The organism is Pantoea sp. NPDC088449 (assembly GCF_044753225.1).
GTDB lineage: Bacteria > Pseudomonadota > Gammaproteobacteria > Enterobacterales > Enterobacteriaceae > Pantoea > Pantoea floridensis.
In genome coordinates, this window is the sequence record NZ_JBIVMT010000009.1 from 43,021 (window position 1) to 58,388 (window position 15,368).

The following is a 15,368-nucleotide window of genomic DNA, read 5'->3' on the forward strand; positions in this document are numbered from 1 at the left end:
TTATTCTTCCTTGCCACCAAAGATCTCATAGCCTTTATCAGTATATATTTTTATATACTTGCCGTCATCATCTTTTTCAGCCTTTATTTTATGTTTCAAATTTGGCACGTCAGCTTTAATTCTCAGTTCTATTTGGTCATCGAGAAAAATGACACTTCTAATCCTATTTTTTATGACGGAAATAGAAAGGTCAAACTGAGTATCAAAAGGGGCCCTAGGGTTAACTGGAAGAACTTTAAGCTTTGCAATAATAGATGGTAATTTATCCTGCAAATCAGAATGATCAGATTTATGCTTTTCTATTTTCCCAATTAACTCCGGAAAAGAAAAGTTATCATTGTTCCTAAAGTAGGCATTAACATCATTCCTAATATATACATAATCGCTCGGATAATCCTTTTTTACTTCACGGCGAAGGACGTTATCAATTGCATCATAGGAATTCTTAGTATTTAACTCGGATGATTGTAGTTCCCGAGTTGACAGGAAACCACTCCACCAATATTCTCTAATTGTTCTTCCGCTATCAGAAATAAGAATGGATTCGAATTCTCCATCTGAGGATAAAGTTATGAGACAAGACTTCTGTAATCTATTTTTATTCATAGGCAAGCCGCGGCGTATTCTGGCTTCAATCTCATCAAAGAAAGAATCAAAGTCGATCTTTAGTATAACAAATCTAAAAATCTCGTCTTCCTCTATAAGCAAAAGTAGGAGTGACCCCTTTTTAATCTTCTTATCCATTGCCGCAATTTTTTCTTGAGCGCTAATTTCTTCTTTTAAAAGCTTCAAAGCAATACTTTCAGTTCGCTTCTCCCAATCAAGATCTTGTGTGTCATCAATATTAATTTTATCATTTTTTATAAATGATTGGATATGTGACGCAACCAATTCCTTATTGTCTGTAAATTCATACTGCTTGCTCTTTTCATTTTCAAGAATTTCTGTGAGCATAATATTGCTGAATTCAGCAAAATCTTTTTTTTCACCAGCCAAGTCTGCCCTTGTTACTGAGTTTCCATCAATATCAATATTGAAAAGCGCATGTTGTAATACTTCTATTTTAGCCATGTTTTACATTCCTGTGTGGACACAGCCAAGAACTGTATGCATATACAGTATCAACTGCGAATTTGGAGTTCAAGATATCAAATTTTTTAATCAAGACTATTGCATCTCGGCTATCGTACCTTTGAAGCCATCACGATTGGTCAATAGGATAAATCCATAATATACCGATTTAATAATCCGTACCATTAATGATATTAAAGTGATTGCTTATCTCTTCAACGGGTTACTTAGTGAGTAGATATGGGGCTATTTAACATAATTTCCATTAAGCGTACTTTTATATGTCACTGATTAATAACAAATTTATTATAATTGACTAAGTTTAACTATCCGCTTCGGACTACCAGCAGAGGACCCTGATATGGCGGCTTCTGATGCAGACTATTTTACGATGAACGAAGTTAACCGGCTTAAAATCATTCAGGACGTTATCGACCGGGGGCTTACAACACATCTCGCCGCTTAGCGTCCCAGCATCTGGGACAGGCATTGTAGTCGCCTACTTCAGCGCTATCGTAAAGACGCTTCACTGGGTATGGATGACCGCCGCCCCGGCAAGCCCAGCAATTACCTGTTGCCTGATCGACTGATAGAACGTGCAGTTCAGATCATCCGTGAGCGCTACGCTGATTTTGGCCCGACGCTGGCCTGCATGAAGCTGCGCGGCGTGACGCTATATAAAGAGACCGTACGTAAGCTGATGATGCAGTCAGGCCTCTGGATCCCGCGCAGGCATCGTGCGCAAAAAAATCCAGCAACCTCGCTACCGCCTTACCTGCGCTGGTGTGCTGATACAAATCGCCAGCTGCGATCACCGCTGGTTTGAGGAACGCTGCCCGACCTGCACGCTGCTGGTTTACGTAGATGACGCAACCAGCCGCCTGATGCAGGTTCATTTCGTCCGCTCCGAGTCCACGTTCACCTACTTTGACGGCCACGCGCGGCTATATGGAGCAGCACGGTAAGCTGCTGGCGTTTGACAGCGACAAGGCCAGCGTCTTCCGCATTAACAACAGAAATGCGGCTGGCGGCGACGGCCAGACGCAGTTCGGACGCGCGATGAACGAGCTGAACATCACCGGCATCAGCGCCAACACCAGCTCTGCCAAGGGCCACGATACAGTTTTACGAGGGCTGTAATTTGAAACCCGGCGCAGCCTCGTCAGGCCATATTTCATAAAAATAGCTAACTTCGTCGTCGCCACCATGCCTGGGGTTGGCGTTGATCCCAAGCGCTTCTGCCGCAGCAATGCTAATTTCACCAATATTACTTCCACTGTTATCGGCGACAACACAATCAACCGATACTCCATTACTGGTAACACGGCCACGGCACCCCAGAACAATTCCCTTCGTGTTAGTTATTAATATCGTAGGTACTGCGATATAGGGTACTGTTGCAGAATCGACATAGGCTTCTTTAGTTGTTATATCAACATTAGGATAATGGTAAGCCGTCATTGATATCACAGTACCATCATCTGTCATAACAACTTGGCCATTGCTATCAGTGAGAGCAACGCCTTTTCCCCATTCGTGAGCGATAACTACCACTCCATTATCATCCAGTTTCATCCCTCCATTCGCAAGAAAATCGAGTCCAGTGTCTTTTTCTCTGTAAGCTCCAGGCTTGCCGTTTTGACCATTCGCACCATCAGCGTCTATGGCTGCTTTGGCCGTGAAATATACCATGCCGTTATTGTCTTGATAAATATCAACCCCACCTGAATTACCGATTAGGTTACTTGACATAATGTACCTCCAGAATATTTTAAACAATCAATATCGAGAACAGAGTAAAGTTTGCATAATTACCCTTAGTACTTCATCCATACTTTTCAACACGCGCTATTGATGTGCCGCATACGAAAATAGTGAATAGTCCACGGTCATATTCCCCGTAAGATCCTGAGCACCATTGAACTTTCTTTCTCCATAGCGATAATCTTCTTCGCGTATAAGAGATAAGCAAAGCAACCCCAACTGTTCATCTCCTTTTTTAGACAAATACTCTGATATGAGGGACGCAGTAAAGCGAGTGATTTCAGTGGCAATCATGGATGCAGGGCTAGATGACATTTGAATTATCTGACCAATTTTCGTCGCTAATTTATCAGTTTTATCAGAATCGATTAAAGCGTGAATCTCTGTCCAGTCAGCCCTGAATTCATCATTGTTTTTTATTACACATAACATCCAAAGGATGTTTCAATAATCTTATCCACTCAGGCGCTTCAGTCAATCATGACGCCTGTACACAATGAATTATCGACAGAAAATATGCGTCAATACTTTATCTTTACTCACAGCAATATAAAAACGTTGTTTAATTTCGCTAAAACCAAAAAATCAACCATTAGACTCTTTACTTATCTATAATTTCAGCCACTTTCACCACTCAATCATCACAACCCGGAATAATGATTTAAATGCAATGTAATAACCTGTGATAATATTACCAACCTTTTAATGCCATTTTAAAATTGAAAATCATATACTTTTTTGATGCGAATAGCTAAATTGCTTATTAAAAATCACGGCATTAGAATATCCTGATGGCAGGATCAACCGGTTCAAGTTTTTTAATGATTAACGAAGTTAATCTACTTTGAGTGATTCCGGACTTTGTTGGTGCCGAATTGCAACCTATTTTTGCTGCACTGCGGCTCACTATTTACGAAAGACACTATCGACGCCTGCTCCAGCGCTATCGTGCTGAAGGCCCGCTGGAGATGGCTGACTGGCGGCTTGACGCTATCCAAAGTGACCGTGCGCAAACTGATGATGCAATCAGGCTTCTGGATCCCTTGCAGGCAATGTGCCCGTAAAATTGAGCAGCCTTACCTGACTCGGTGAGCTGGTAAAACTGGGTTGCGATCTCCACAGGTTTGAGGAGAACTAGCTAGACCAGCTCTCAGCAGGTCTAGCTAGTTCTCCTCCCTATACTTGAAATAAAATTAACAGCACGGTTCTGGATTAGTTAAAAGATTATTTTGCGGCAAACTGCGCGTAGTTATCCTGTGTAATGGTTTTGTACGGTACCCAGTTGTACTCCTGCACTTTTTGCTTATCCAGCAGCGCCTTGGTGACCTGAACCGCGCCGGTTGCCTGGCCTTTGGCATCCTGGAAGATAGTCAGGGTCATTTTGCCGTTTTTCACAAATTGCTGACCATCTGGCGTGCCATCGATACCGGCGACCAGGATCTTTTCGTTCTTCGCTTGATTGAGCGCCATGATGGCACCAATCGCCATCTCGTCATTATTAGCGGCGATAGCATCAATCGGACGCTGGTTTAGCAACCAGCTCGACACCACATCCACCGCTTCATTGCGCTGCCATTTCGCGCTCTGCTTCTCAATCACTTTCATATCTTTGTATTTGGCGATGACCGCTTCGACCGCTTTGGTGCGTTCACGCGCTTCCTCGTTCGACAACGCACCCATTAAAATCGCCACGTTACCCTTGTAGTTCATCTTCTTCGCCAGCGCTTCCATCTGCATCTCGCCGCCCAGCGCCGAATCGGAACCGACATAAGCCATGTCACCTGGCAACTTCACTTCCGGCTTACGATTGACAAAAATCAGAGGGATATTGGCGTTTTTCGCTGCGGTAATCATCGGCAACACGCCCTGGGTATCCACGGGGTTGAGGATAATGGCGTCAACGCCCTGGTTGATAAAGTCATCAACCTGCTGCACCTGCAACGCCACATCGCCTTTGGCATCGACAAACTGGCCGTTGAGTTGGTTAGCCTTCAGCTCTTCCTGCATCTGGGTGCGCAGGATGGAGACGAAGTTAAGATCGAAATTGGCCAGGGCGACGCCAACGGTGAAGGTTTTCGCACTGACGCTCAGACTCAGTAACAACGAGCACAGGCACAGCATGATGTTTCTGATATTCATGGGTTCATTCCTGTAGGGTTGAGGTTTTATTGTTATGACGCCGGGCAACAGGCAAATACCCGGCGGTAGAACGCTTAAATCGTGAAGTGATCGCGGAACTGTTGCAGTGCTAGCGTGCTGTCACCGCTGGCCCAGCCCTCCATCGCGACGGTGCCGGTATAGCCCACTTCGTGCAGCGCACGGGCGATGGCGCGGTAGTTGATTTCACCGGTACCGGGCTGTTGACGCCCCGGCACATCCGCCACCTGAATTTCACCGATGGCCGTACCGCAGCGGCGAATCAGCTCGATGAGATTTCCCTCACCAATCTGCGCGTGGTAGAGATCGAGGTTCATTTTTAGCGCCGGACTGTTGACGGCTTCCACCAGCGCACGCGTATCGGCGGCCAGCGCAAACGGCGTGCCGGGATGATCAACAGGCAGATTCAGGTTTTCCAGCGTGAAGACGCGTCCGGCGCGCTCGCCCAGCTGTGCCACTTTGCGCAGCGTCTCGACGGCTTTGAGCCACATCTCCCCCGTGACAATCTCCACGGGTTTCACCGGTAAACCTTTGTCATCCAGACCGGTGCCGTGCAGGTTCAGCCCAGGGCAATTAAGCCGCTCAGCCACCGCCAGCGAGGTTTCCGCGCTCTCCAGCAACTGCTGAATTTCACTGTCATCGGTCAGGTTACCGGTGAGGTAGCCGGTCATCGAGGTAAAGCGCGCCCCTGTCGCCACCAGCGCATCAATGTCCTTGTTGGCCCAGCCCCAAATTTCGACGCCAAATCCCAGCTCATGAATGCGTTTTACACGCTCGATAAATGGCAGATCGAGAAACACCATTTCGGCACAGACAGAGAGTTGATAGTTCGCCATTAGCGCGCTCCTAAGGTAACAGGCAGGTTCTGTTTGACGGACTCGATACAGGCCAGCGCAATCGCCAGCGCATTGCGCGCATCTTCGCCGGTGGCGCGGGGTGTTTCGCCGGTGCGAATGCAGCGCGCGAACTCGGCCATCTCCGCTACATAGGCTTCACGCAGCAGGTCGGAATCCATTCTGGAGGTATCGATGGCAATACCGTCGGCGTGGTAGCGCACGCAGTGGTTGGCGTTGATATGGCCGGCCTGCAACATGCCTTTGCTGCCAAACACTTCACCGCGCACATCGTAGCCGTACACCGCCTGGAAATTGGCTTCGGCAATGGCAATCGCGCCGTTGTCGAAACGAATCGTCACCACGGAGGTATCTAACAGCCCTTTGTCTTTGAAGTCTGGGCGCACCAGCGCATCAGCGATCGCGTACACTTCGACCGGCTTCGCGCCGTGGTTGAAGTGCAGCAGCGTATCGAAATCGTGTATCAGGGTTTCAAGGAAAATGGTCCACTGTGGGATCGGAGCCGGATCGTGCAACTTCGGATCGCGCGTGACCGAACGGCTCAACTGCGTGATGCCGTTTTCGCCGGCTTTCACGGCCGCGATGGCCGCCGCAAAGCCGGAATCAAAGCGGCGGTTGAACCCCACCTGTAACACGACGCCCGCGCTTTTGGCCGCCGCAATCGCGCGATCCGCTTCATCCAGGGTTACCGCCATCGGTTTTTCACAGAACACATGCTTGCCCGCATTGGCTGCGGCGATCACCCACTCGGCGTGCGTCCGCGCGGGTGCTGCGATGGCAATGGCATCAATCTCAGGATCCTGCAGCAGCGCATGCAAATCGCTGTACGCTTTGGCCACACCTAATTTGCTGGCCAGTTTCTCTGCGGCACCTGGAAGCGGATCGGCTACGGCAGCCAGGGTAGCACCCGGTACGCGATACGCGAGGTTTTCGGCATGGAAGCTGCCCATACGGCCTGCACCAATCAGGCCAACGCGTACTGTTTTCATATTCATAGGAACTCCTTTTTAGTTAGAATTTGACCATTCGGGTTTTGAAGGTTGTTCAGTAGGTCGTTGCGCCGTAGAGGCAAAACGATGAGATTTGGAAAGCATCAGCGGTTCAATGTGTTCCAGCGAGACACCGCGTGTTTCTGGAAGGAAGCGGCGCACAAACCAGAACGCCACTAAACTGCCCAGTGCGCAAAGCATTAGAGGGAAAGCACCATGAAAATGCGCCATTAGTACCTGGCTACGATTCATCATTGGGAAGCTTTGCGTCACAATAAAATTCGCCACGTACATTGATGAGAAGGCGAAGCCCATTGCTACGGCTCGCATTCGATTAGGGAAAATCTCCGAGATCAAAAGCCAGGCCCCTAAACTCCATGACATACCGAAGATAAACACGAATGCCACCAAACCAATCACTGGGATCACACCGTCGACCTGCGCGATAAAGGCCCATGAAGTAAACATCAGGCAAAGTGCGCAGCCCATTGCTCCCCAGCGCAATAATGGTGTGCGACCTATACGGTCAATAACACTGAGGCAGATAGCCACACCTACCAGTAAAGCCAGGCCCAGAAATATGCTCTGAAACAGTGATGCCTGAGTACTACCGGTGATATTTTGTAATAGCGATGGAGCGTAGTAGAGAAGGATGTTAATACCCGAAACCTGCTGCAGGATTGCGATGGCACAGCCAATCAGCAGAATGTAGCGCGCACGAGCATCACGCAGAATGCCACTCTGACGGCTTTGTGCTGTGTGCACGTTAGCAGAGGCGAGGATCTCCTGGAGAAGATGTTCAGCATGTTGCGCATTAGATAAGCGCGTTAACACCTTTAGCGCACCGTCGGTTTTGCCTTTGAGTGCTAACCAACGCGGTGACTCGGGCATAAACGGTACGAGCAATAAAAAGAGCACACAGGGCACTACACCCGAGGCCAGCATCCAACGCCAGCCATCACTGACAATCCAGGCATGTGACATACCACGTGCAATCAGGTAGTTCACCACGTAAACGGTAACCTGTCCGCCTACCATCAACATTTGTTGCAGTCCGAGCATGCGCCCTCGCCAATCTTTCGGCGAGACTTCCGCGATGTAAAGCGGGGTGATTGCCGAAGCCATGCCCACCGCCAGACCACCAATCAGTCGATAGATCACGAAGTCTGTAAGCGAATTTGAGAGAGCAGCGCCCACGGCAGAAATTACAAACAGTATCGCCGTAATGATCAGTGTTGATTTACGGCCAATACGATCTGAAATATAACCAACTCCCCAGGCCCCCAATACACAACCAAGTATGACATTTGAAACGGCCCAACCGCTCTCCCAGGGTGAAAGGTTAAGATGTTCTGTTAGGGGATCGATAACCCCGGATATCACAGAGGCGTCGTAACCGAGGATCACCCCGCTCAGTGAAGCAATCGAACAGATAAACAGGATTAACCGTAAATTATGTTTACGCATAGAGCCTTTTTCCCTTTGATTATATGTATCGCGTTTCTGCGTCTGTAATTGCAAACGCGATGCCAATTCATAAGGAAAAAAAATGTGACGCTTCACTCATAATTTACTAACAATCCGTCTGAAAAGTTTACATGTACACTTTACATGTCAACAAAGTGAACATTGCTTTAGTTAGCTTTCAACATAAGTATCGACAAATGCGATTGCATAAAAAGATGTTGAGTTTTTACCGTATTCAGAGTGGCACTACAGTTTCCAGGACTTACAGAGCTTGGCTCATTACCTTTTATTAAAGCTCTTTTGTGATACGAAAAAAAACCTGCCTATTCAGGCAGGTTTAATCGTCTAGGCTTCGCTCACACGATAACGTTCAAGCCAGTGCGCGTAAGGTGCTGGCAGCACCCATGAAGGCTCGGTTTTGTCCAGCGCCAGCGCAGCCTGATAGCTCCAGTGCGGGTTTTTCAGGTGCGCACGCCCCACCATCACCAGATCCAACTGCCCTTTCTCAATGGTTTCATTGGCAACGGCAGGTGCATCAATGCCCCATGCTGAGGTGACGGGGATGTTGGCTTCTCGGCGGACACGTTCGGCAATCGGCGCCAAGAATGCGGTTCCCCATGGAATATTGGCGTCCGGGGTTGAGAAGCCCATGCTGACGCTTAACAGATCAAGGCCATTGTCGCGCCACTGTTTGGTCAGCGTGATCGCCTCCTGCAACGTCTCTTCATCACGACCGTCAAATTCCAGCACACCAAAGCGCGCGGTCAGCGGCAGATTCTCTGGCCATACTTCACGCACAGCATCAAAGGTTTCACGCAGGAAACGACTGCGTCCGGTTGCATCACCACCATATTCATCAGTACGCTGATTGGCATGCACAGAGAAGAAACTCTGCGCCAGATACCCATGGGCGAAGTGTAGCTCCAGCCACTCGAAACCGGCATCACGAGCACGCTGTGCTGCGCGGACGAAGTCTTCACGCACGCGCTTGATATCGTCCAGCGTCATGGCCTTGGGCATGCGAGATAAATTAGCGCCGAAAGCCACCGCTGAAGGGGAAATCGTTTCCCAGGCAGCGGTGTCTCCCGCTGGAATGTGATCATCACCTTCCCAGGGTTTATTCGCGCTGGCTTTACGGCCAGCATGGCCAATTTGAATGCCCGGTACCGCGCCTGACGCTTTAATTTCGCGTGCGATTTGCGCCAGTTTTTCTGCCTGCTCATCGTTCCAGATACCCAGGCAAGCTGGCGTGATGCGCCCTTCCGGTGACACCGCCGTGGCTTCGACAATGACTAAGCCTGCACCGCCGCGCGCCAGACTATTGTAATGGACGCGATGCCATTCGTTACTTAACCCATCCACTGCGCTGTACTGACACATGGGCGGCACCGCGATACGGTTACGCAACGTGATGTCTTTTAGACTAAAAGGTGCAAACAGTCCCATAACTACCTCTCAATGTGATTAAAGCAAAATGACTTGCTTGCCGCTGAAATTGCGATGCTGCAACGCTAACAACTGGGCAGGCAGTTGATCGTAAGGGAAATGCAGTAACAACTCGCTTTGCAGACTTCCCCTTGAGATCTGTGCCAGCATGTATTCGCCCTGCTGTGTTAGCTCCTGCCATTGCTGGGCATTGCCCGTTTGATGCAGCGCCCCCAGCGCCACTTCATGCAGGGAGAGTGCACGCCCGAATGCAGCACAAGGCCACTGGGCAACACGCCCCTGAATGCAGACCAGATGGCCATTAGCCAGTAAACTTTCGGCTAAACTTTCCGCGTGCTCCGGCCCTACTGCATCAATCACGGCTAAATAGCACGGTTTATCCGCTTGCGCATTGTGCTGGATAACATCCAAACAACGCTGCGCGCCCAGTGCGTGTAAGCGTGACCAGTGTCGTTCGCTGCTTAATGTCGTGACGTCAAAACCACGGGCCACTGCCAGTTGCACCAGATAGTGTCCAACTGAACCGCCCGCTCCGGCAATCAGCAGTGGAGCACCAGGTTTGAAGGGAATCTTTTCAATGGCCTGCCACGCCGTCAGCGCCGGGCAAGGAAACGCCGCTGCGGTCGCGAAATCAAGTTCATCCGGGATGCGCATCACCACCTGTGCTGCCAGCACGGTATATTCCGCGAAGCTGCCGTTGCGTTGCAGATTTTGATGGTATGCCACCCGCACGCCGAGCCAGCTCTTATCGACATCTGGCCCCACGGCCACTACTGTGCCAGCGCCATCGACGCCCGGCACTTGATTGACTTGAGTGTTAAGAACCTTCCAGTCCACCGGATTGAGGCCAATGGCACCATTCTTGACCAGAATTTCACCCGACTGGAGTGGTGCCGCACTGAGGTAGCGCTCCTGCAAATCCAGCGGCGAATCGCCCCCCTGCCAGACCCAGCCGCGCCAGTCAGCAGGAACAGAAATCGCCTGATCAGACATAGGCGCCCGCCGAATAAGTCAGTTCATAGCTGTGGCTGTAGATCTCAATGATGTTGCCGAACGGATCTTCCATATAAACCATGCGATACGGCTTTTCACCGGGGAAGTATTCACGCACCGGCATACGCTGCTTGCCACCGGCGGCAACGATTTTGGCAGCCAGTCCTTCAACATCCGGGTCCTGTACGCAGAAGTGGAAGACACCGGTCTTCCAGTACTCAAAGTTGTTTTCTGGTTTTTCAGCGGCTTTAAATTCGAAGATCTCGACACCGACGCGATCCCCGGTAGAGAGATGGGCAATGCGGAATTTCTCCCAGCCACCGCCAAACACGTCGCTGCACATCACGCCAATGGCGGATTCGTCTTCCTGAATTTCAGTCGGCGGCATGATTAAATACCAGCCCATCACGTCGGTATAAAACTTCACCGCAGCATCCAAATCCGTCACTGAAAGACCAATATGGGAAAAGGTACGTGGGTACGGGGTGCTCATAATTTATCTCCTGTTTAAAGATCCACAGGCTACGTTGGCGGGAGTATAATGAGAACAGCAATTCAATTATGGTAATTATAAAATTTCATTATGCTAAACCCACAATGGTTAAAATCTTTCGCCACGCTGGTTGATGTCGGCAGTTTCACCGCCAGCGCTGAACAGCTGGGCATCACCCAGGCGGCGGTGAGTCAGCACATTCGCCATCTTGAGCAGCAGCTGGGGCCGCTGATCCTGCGCAGTAAGCGCCCCTTAGAACTCACCCCGGCGGGTCGGGCGTTGCTCGATTATTGCCAGCAGGTGGATCGCGCGCAGCGCCACCTGGCATTAAGACTCAGTGATGGTGATGTGACCTGCGGCGAGGTGAGCCTGATATCCCCCGGCAGCATCGGTCTTCGCCTTTATCCTTTACTGCTCGCATTGCAGCAGCAACATCCTGATTTATCTCTGCGCCACCGCTTTGCCCCAGACAGTGAGGTGATGGATGCGGTATTACACAATCGATACGAAATAGGTTTGATGACGCAAAAGCCCGATGACAAACGCCTGGTTGCCGAAAAATTTGCCGAAGAGCCGCTGGAACTGATTGCACCTAGAGGCAAGAACGCTTCCCGCTGGGAAGATCTCGACGCGTTGGGTTTTATCGATCACCCTGACGGCCAGGCGATGGCCACACGCCTGCTGAGCCGGCGCTTCCCCGGCAATGCGGGGGTGCGCAATTTGCCCCAGCGTGGGTTCAGTAATCAGATCAGCCTGATCCTTGAACCCGTCGCACGTGGCCTGGGCTTCACGGTGTTACCGCGCTATGCGCGTCTGGCATTTCACCGCCAGGATGACATTCAGGTCATCGAAGCAGGTGCGCCACTGGTGGACACCATCTGGTTAATTCACCGGGCTGAATGGTCACTTTCTGCGCGTGCGCAGCAGGCATTACGCTGGCTGGAAGCCAGCATGTAGCCTTATTTGCGTGCTTTTGCTGCGGCAACCAGTCCATCCAGCCAATCCTGATGACCGTTGATCATCGGGTTCGGTTTGGCATTAGCCAGCTCAACAGCAGGTTTACCGTTCTGCGTTTCCTGGGTCAGGATGCGCACGCGGTTGTCAGAGAGATCTTCAATCAGCCAGGCATGTAACACATCCAGACGCTCATCACTGCCGACTTCACCTGCCCAGCCGTGCCATGAAACGCGCGCCGCTTCACCTGCTGCTGGTGCAACATACTCTGTGACCTTCGCTTCAACCGGGAAGCCGAAGGTCTCGAAGTAAAAGCGCACCCCCTGCTCCAGCTGAGGGCCTTTATTGTCATAAAAACGCGCGTTAGCGGAATTCTGGTAATAGGTCGGCCACAGCGACGGTGTGTTCAGCAACGGCCAGATATCTTGTGTGAACAGACCCGCCACAATCACTTCATTTGAGCAGTAGTTATCGGCAAAACCCGGTACGAAGCCTTCAGGCCAGTGGATGGCATTCATTTTCATCAGTGTTGTCTCGTGGTTGATAAGGAACAGGAGCAGTATCAAGCCACACTAGAAATTAGGCCAATCGCCATTTTTAATTTTTGATATTATTTTAAATAATATCTTGGGGCAGTGTTAACCTTACCTAACATAACGATAATTTATAGAACCCATAAGAGAATATCGGTTTCCTTAATATCTGCATCGGATACTCTGGCGCTAAATTACCTATGTATATTTGAGGAAACATAATGGCTGAGCGCCTGGAGCAAGCGATGAAACCGGTGTTAATGGTGTTGACCAGTTATCGTAATATCGTCAACGGACATGAAATTTCAGGATTTTATTTGCCGGAATTAACGCACCCGCTGCACGTATTAGAGCAAGCCAACATTCCCGTTGTACTTGCTTCCATAATGGGTGGAAAGCCGCCAGTGTATGGCATCGGTGATGATGAAATTAATGAACGCTATTGGGATGATGGTGACTTTCAACAGCGGTTAAACCACACCTTGCCGCTCGCGGCGGTCAAGAGTGAAGATTACAGTGCAATCCTGTTCGTCGGGGGCCATGGCACCATGTGGGATTTCCCCGATAATGATGCAGTGAAAACACTGACGCGCAAATTATATGAACAGAATAAACCCGTTGCCGCGGTTTGCCACGGCCCTGCAGCACTCGTCAATGTAAAGCTGAGTGACGGCCAGTATCTGGTGAAAGGCAAGCGCGTTGCGGCCTTTACGGATACGGAAGAGATGGAAGTCGGACTGGCGAATGTTGTGCCGTTTATGCTGGAAGCGACCCTGAAATCACGTGGCGCGCACCACCAGCCTGCTGAAAACTGGCACTGTAATGTGGTCACCGATGGAACACTCATCACCGGGCAAAACCCACAATCGGCCACTGCCGTAGGCGAGGCTTTGCGCCAGCAACTGTTGGGCGCTTAAATCCAGGAGTGAAAGGCGTGCTGATTGGGGCAACAACGGGTTTTATTGTTAGCGTAAGGGCCTATGAAAACTGATATTCGCACGCTGGATCTTAATCTTCTCAAAGCACTGGATGCAATGCTGGATGAGCGCAGTGTCACGCGTGCCGCGGAGCGCTTATCGCTGACGCAACCTGCTGTCAGCGGGATGCTGACACGCCTTCGCGAGTGTTTTGACGATCCCCTGTTTACCCGCACGCAGCGGGGGATCATCCCGACATTACGCGCTCTGGAACTGGCGCAGCCCGTCAAAACGATTTTGGCTGAAGTGGGGGAACTGTTACAGCCAAAAGCGTTCGATCCCTCCACGGCGGATATCACCATCAAGATCGCCGCCACAGATTATGCCTTGCGCGCGGTCGTTGTGCCGTTTATGGCGGCGTTGCGCCTGCAAGCGCCCGGTATTAGGGTGGCCGTTTTGCCTGTGAACAATGAACAACTCACCGCGCAGTTTGAGCGAGGAGACATCGATTTTGCCCTCATTACGCCGGACACGGCTCCGGCCGACCTACATGCTCGATCCTTGTATGACGAAGACTATGTTTGCCTGCTGCGAGAAGGCCATGCCCTCGCGCAACCTGACGCCTTAACGCTGGACAGCTTCTGCGCCCAGGACCATGCATTGGTGTCTTATGTGGGCGGAAGCTTTAGTGGCGTCACGGATAAATCCCTGGCTGCGCTCGGGCGATCGCGACGCGTTACGCTCTCTGTTTGCAGCTTTTTGGTGCTGCCAGAGATTTTGCGCGTGAGTGATTTAATTAGCGTGGTTCCCCGTCGACTAACCCATAATTTACCCGGCTTAAGCGTTTTAACGCCGCCAGTGGCGATTCAAGGCTTCAATAAGATCGTCGTGTGGCATGAGCGCACACACCGCGATGCCGGGCATCGCTGGCTGCGTGAATTGCTGTTTTCGATTGCCATTTAAAGTAAACGTTGATGTATCTGGTTCACACAATGTCGTATGACCGTTAGCGTCGCAGCTTTATCTTTCTCAACAAAACGATAAGTCGGCATACTGACACTGATACAGCCCGCGACGGCGCCTCGCGGATCAAGAATGGCACAGCCATAGCAGCAGATATCCAACTCATTTTCCTGATCGTCAATCGCATAGCCGCGCTGGCGCGTGGTGGCAATTTCATTATGGATAGCCTCACGGCTCACCCGCGTGTGCTCGGTGAAGGGGCGCAGATCCAGTTGTTCAAGCCAGCCGTCAAGCGCGTCCAGAGGTTGCGCTGCCAGCCAGGCTTTTCCCACCGAACTGGAGTAAAGACTGACTCGTGTGCCGACTCGTGAAGCCATGCGCACCGTGCGATGCGCTTCGAGTTTATCTATATAAACCATCTCCAGCCCATTACGCACCGCCAGATGGACCGTCTCATCCAGAGCATCTCTCAGTTGGATTAACCAAGATTGAGCGACTGCACGAATGTCGCTGGTTTCAAGCGAACGCCATGCTAACGCCACAAAGCGAGGCCCAAGCCCCAGACGATCAAGGTGATCGCTCTCCAGCATACCTTCCGCCAATAATGCTTCGACAATGCGGTGGGTTGTGGGGCGCGGCAACGCCAGCGTCTTCGCCAGCGTGCCAATGGTAAGACTGTGTGGTTGGTCAGAAACAACCTGAAGCGCCCGCATAAATTTTTGAAAAGCCGCGGTGCCAGGAACTGAAGAAGACTTGTCCATTAATCG

15 protein-coding genes and 1 pseudogene are annotated in these 15,368 nt (G+C 50.6%); 4 read left to right on the forward strand and 12 right to left on the reverse strand.

Annotated features, from left to right (window positions below):
• Complete coding sequence (locus ACIP6T_RS24480; RefSeq protein WP_400459854.1) at positions 1–1,071, reverse strand: hypothetical protein; 1,071 nt, start codon at positions 1,069–1,071, stop codon at positions 1–3.
• Positions 1,072–1,432: 361 nt separating this feature from the next.
• On the opposite strand from ACIP6T_RS24480, the pseudogene ACIP6T_RS24485 reads away from it, so the two are divergent.
• Positions 1,433–2,184, forward strand: a pseudogene (locus tag ACIP6T_RS24485) (ISNCY family transposase); the annotation flags it as partial.
• A 12-nt stretch (positions 2,185–2,196) separates the two neighbouring features.
• Here the strand turns inward: ACIP6T_RS24485 and ACIP6T_RS24490 are convergent.
• The 9 genes from ACIP6T_RS24490 to ACIP6T_RS24530 form a co-directional block, all read right to left on the reverse strand.
• Entirely contained in the window at positions 2,197–2,823 is a 627-nt protein-coding gene (locus ACIP6T_RS24490; RefSeq protein WP_400459857.1) for a hypothetical protein, read from the reverse strand.
• A 96-nt stretch (positions 2,824–2,919) separates the two neighbouring features.
• Complete coding sequence (locus ACIP6T_RS24495) at positions 2,920–3,267, reverse strand: hypothetical protein (protein ID WP_400459860.1); 348 nt, start codon at positions 3,265–3,267, stop codon at positions 2,920–2,922.
• 792 nt (positions 3,268–4,059) lie between these two features.
• Entirely contained in the window at positions 4,060–4,974 is a 915-nt protein-coding gene (locus ACIP6T_RS24500) for a substrate-binding domain-containing protein (RefSeq protein ID WP_400459863.1), read from the reverse strand.
• A 74-nt stretch (positions 4,975–5,048) separates the two neighbouring features.
• Positions 5,049–5,828, reverse strand: a complete 780-nt coding sequence (locus tag ACIP6T_RS24505) for a TIM barrel protein (protein WP_400459866.1) — start codon at positions 5,826–5,828, stop codon at positions 5,049–5,051.
• A complete protein-coding gene (locus ACIP6T_RS24510; RefSeq protein ID WP_400459869.1) occupies positions 5,828–6,841 on the reverse strand; it encodes a Gfo/Idh/MocA family oxidoreductase in 1,014 nt (337 codons plus the stop codon). The genes ACIP6T_RS24505 and ACIP6T_RS24510 overlap by 1 nt, the downstream gene beginning before the upstream one ends.
• A gap of 12 nt (positions 6,842–6,853) precedes the next feature.
• Positions 6,854–8,302, reverse strand: a complete 1,449-nt coding sequence (locus ACIP6T_RS24515; RefSeq protein WP_400460121.1) for a sugar porter family MFS transporter — start codon at positions 8,300–8,302, stop codon at positions 6,854–6,856.
• Positions 8,303–8,647: 345 nt separating this feature from the next.
• Entirely contained in the window at positions 8,648–9,748 is a 1,101-nt protein-coding gene (locus ACIP6T_RS24520; protein ID WP_400459872.1) for an NADH:flavin oxidoreductase/NADH oxidase, read from the reverse strand.
• An 18-nt stretch (positions 9,749–9,766) separates the two neighbouring features.
• The gene (locus ACIP6T_RS24525) at positions 9,767–10,741 is read right to left on the reverse strand and encodes a zinc-binding dehydrogenase (protein ID WP_400459875.1); all 975 of its coding nucleotides are present in this window, start codon (positions 10,739–10,741) and stop codon (positions 9,767–9,769) included.
• Complete coding sequence (locus tag ACIP6T_RS24530; RefSeq protein ID WP_039330851.1) at positions 10,734–11,234, reverse strand: lactoylglutathione lyase family protein; 501 nt, start codon at positions 11,232–11,234, stop codon at positions 10,734–10,736. The genes ACIP6T_RS24525 and ACIP6T_RS24530 overlap by 8 nt, the downstream gene beginning before the upstream one ends.
• A 90-nt stretch (positions 11,235–11,324) precedes the next feature.
• Here ACIP6T_RS24530 and ACIP6T_RS24535 point away from each other — a divergent pair, with 90 nt between their 5' ends.
• Entirely contained in the window at positions 11,325–12,191 is an 867-nt protein-coding gene (locus ACIP6T_RS24535; protein ID WP_400459878.1) for a LysR family transcriptional regulator, read from the forward strand.
• 2 nt (positions 12,192–12,193) lie between these two features.
• On the opposite strand, the gene ACIP6T_RS24540 is transcribed toward ACIP6T_RS24535, so the two are convergent.
• A complete protein-coding gene (locus ACIP6T_RS24540; protein WP_400460124.1) occupies positions 12,194–12,706 on the reverse strand; it encodes an SRPBCC domain-containing protein in 513 nt (170 codons plus the stop codon).
• Between the two features lie 236 nt (positions 12,707–12,942).
• On the opposite strand from ACIP6T_RS24540, the gene ACIP6T_RS24545 reads away from it, so the two are divergent.
• Complete coding sequence (locus tag ACIP6T_RS24545; protein ID WP_400459881.1) at positions 12,943–13,638, forward strand: type 1 glutamine amidotransferase domain-containing protein; 696 nt, start codon at positions 12,943–12,945, stop codon at positions 13,636–13,638.
• A 63-nt stretch (positions 13,639–13,701) separates the two neighbouring features.
• Positions 13,702–14,601 (forward strand): LysR family transcriptional regulator, encoded by a 900-nt coding sequence (locus tag ACIP6T_RS24550; RefSeq protein WP_400459884.1) that lies wholly within the window; start codon positions 13,702–13,704, stop codon positions 14,599–14,601.
• Here ACIP6T_RS24550 and ACIP6T_RS24555 read toward each other — a convergent pair.
• Positions 14,598–15,362: an IclR family transcriptional regulator gene (locus ACIP6T_RS24555; RefSeq protein ID WP_400459886.1), complete on the reverse strand. Its 765-nt coding sequence runs from the start codon at positions 15,360–15,362 to the stop codon at positions 14,598–14,600. The genes ACIP6T_RS24550 and ACIP6T_RS24555 overlap by 4 nt on opposite strands.
• Positions 15,363–15,368 lie beyond the last annotated feature (6 nt).